General features: G+C 66.0%; 1 protein-coding gene and 1 pseudogene. Both read right to left on the reverse strand.

What is annotated here, in order from left to right; translation table 11 throughout:
- A partial coding sequence (gene treS / locus AB0P24_RS47840) for a maltose alpha-D-glucosyltransferase (RefSeq protein ID WP_365805778.1) occupies positions 1 to 1,145 on the reverse strand: 1,145 nt, incomplete at its 3' end.
- Positions 1,142 to 1,569 (reverse strand): annotated as a pseudogene (locus AB0P24_RS47845) (alpha-1,4-glucan--maltose-1-phosphate maltosyltransferase); the annotation flags it as partial. The pseudogene AB0P24_RS47845 and the gene treS, both read right to left, overlap by 4 nt.

The following is a 1,569-nucleotide window of genomic DNA, read 5'->3' on the forward strand; positions in this document are numbered from 1 at the left end:
AGCGCGGTGAACAGCTCGATCTGGTTGCGGTCGTTGTCGAGGAGGGGCGCGAGGCGGCGGCGGATGCCGATGTTGGCGCGCATCCGCGGGTCCTTCGCGTACTCGGCCCACATGTAGTCGCGTTCCTCGTCGGTGACCATCTCGAGGGTGAGCTCGTCGTGGTTGCGCAGGAAGATGCCCCACTGGCAGCCGGACGGGATCGCCGGGGTCTTGGCGAGGATCTCCGAGACGGGGTAGCGGGACTCCCGGCGTACGGCCATGAAGATCCGCGGCATCACCGGGAAGTGGAACGCCATGTGGCATTCGTCCCCGCCGCTGCGGTAGTCGCCGAAGTAGTCGACGACGTCCTCCGGCCACTGGTTCGCCTCCGCCAGCAGCACGGTGTCCGGGTACTGGGTGTCGATCTCCTTGCGCACCCGCTTCAGGAAGTCGTGGGTCGCGGGAAGGTTCTCGCAGTTGGTGCCCTCGCGCTGGTAGAGGTACGGCACCGCGTCCAGCCGGAAGCCGTCGATGCCCAGGTCCAGCCAGAACCGGAGCGCGGAGAGGATCTCCTCCTGAACGGCCGGGTTCTCGTAGTTGAGGTCCGGCTGGTGCGAGAAGAACCGGTGCCAGTAGTACTGCTTGCGCACCGGGTCGTAGGTCCAGTTGGAGACCTCGGTGTCGACGAAGATGATCCGCGCGTCCTGGTACTGCTTGTCGTCGTCGGCCCAGACGTAGTAGTCCCCGTACGGCCCGTCGGGGTCCTTGCGGGACTCCTGGAACCACGGGTGCTGGTCGCTGGTGTGGTTCATGACGAAGTCGATGATGACGCGCATGCCGCGCTGGTGGGCGGCGTCCACGAACTCCACGAAGTCGGCGAGGTCACCGAACTCGGGGAGCACCGCGGTGTAGTCGGAGACGTCGTACCCGCCGTCCCGCAGCGGGGACTTGAAGAAGGGCGGCAGCCAGAGGCAGTCGACGCCGAGCCATTGCAGGTAGTCGAGTTTCGCGGTCAGGCCCTTGAGGTCGCCGACGCCGTCGCCGTTGCTGTCCTGGAAGGAGCGGACCAGGACCTCGTAGAAGACGGCGCGTTTGAACCAGTCCGGGTCCCGGTCCTTCGCGGGTGTGTCCTCGAAGGTGTCCGGGACGGGTTCGTTGACGATCATTGTATGGGTGACCCTCCGATCCGCGGGGACGGTCGCAGGACGGTGAGGATGTGCGCGGGCCGGTGACCCGGTTCCAGGCGCACATAGTTGGCCCTGCCCCAGTTGTAGGTTTCACCGGTGAGCTCGTCGCGCACCGGCACCGACTCATGCCAGTTCAGGCCGAGTTGCGGCATGTCCAACGAGACCGTGGCCTCCTGGGTGTGGTGGGGGTCGAGGTTGACGACCACCAGAACCGTGTTCGATCCGCTCCGCTTGCTGTAGACGATCACCTCTTCCTTGTCGGCGTGGTGGAAGTGGATGTCGCGCAGCTGCCGCAGGGCCGGGCTGTTGCGCCGGACGGTGTTGAGGCGGGTGATGAGGGGGGCGATGCCCTCGGTGTCGGCGAGTGTCCAGTCGCGTGGCTTGAGCTGGTACTTCTCGGAGT

The sequence above is a fragment of the Streptomyces sp. NPDC086519 genome (assembly GCF_040686075.1).
In the GTDB taxonomy this organism is placed as follows: Bacteria; Actinomycetota; Actinomycetes; order Streptomycetales; family Streptomycetaceae; genus Streptomyces; species Streptomyces shenzhenensis.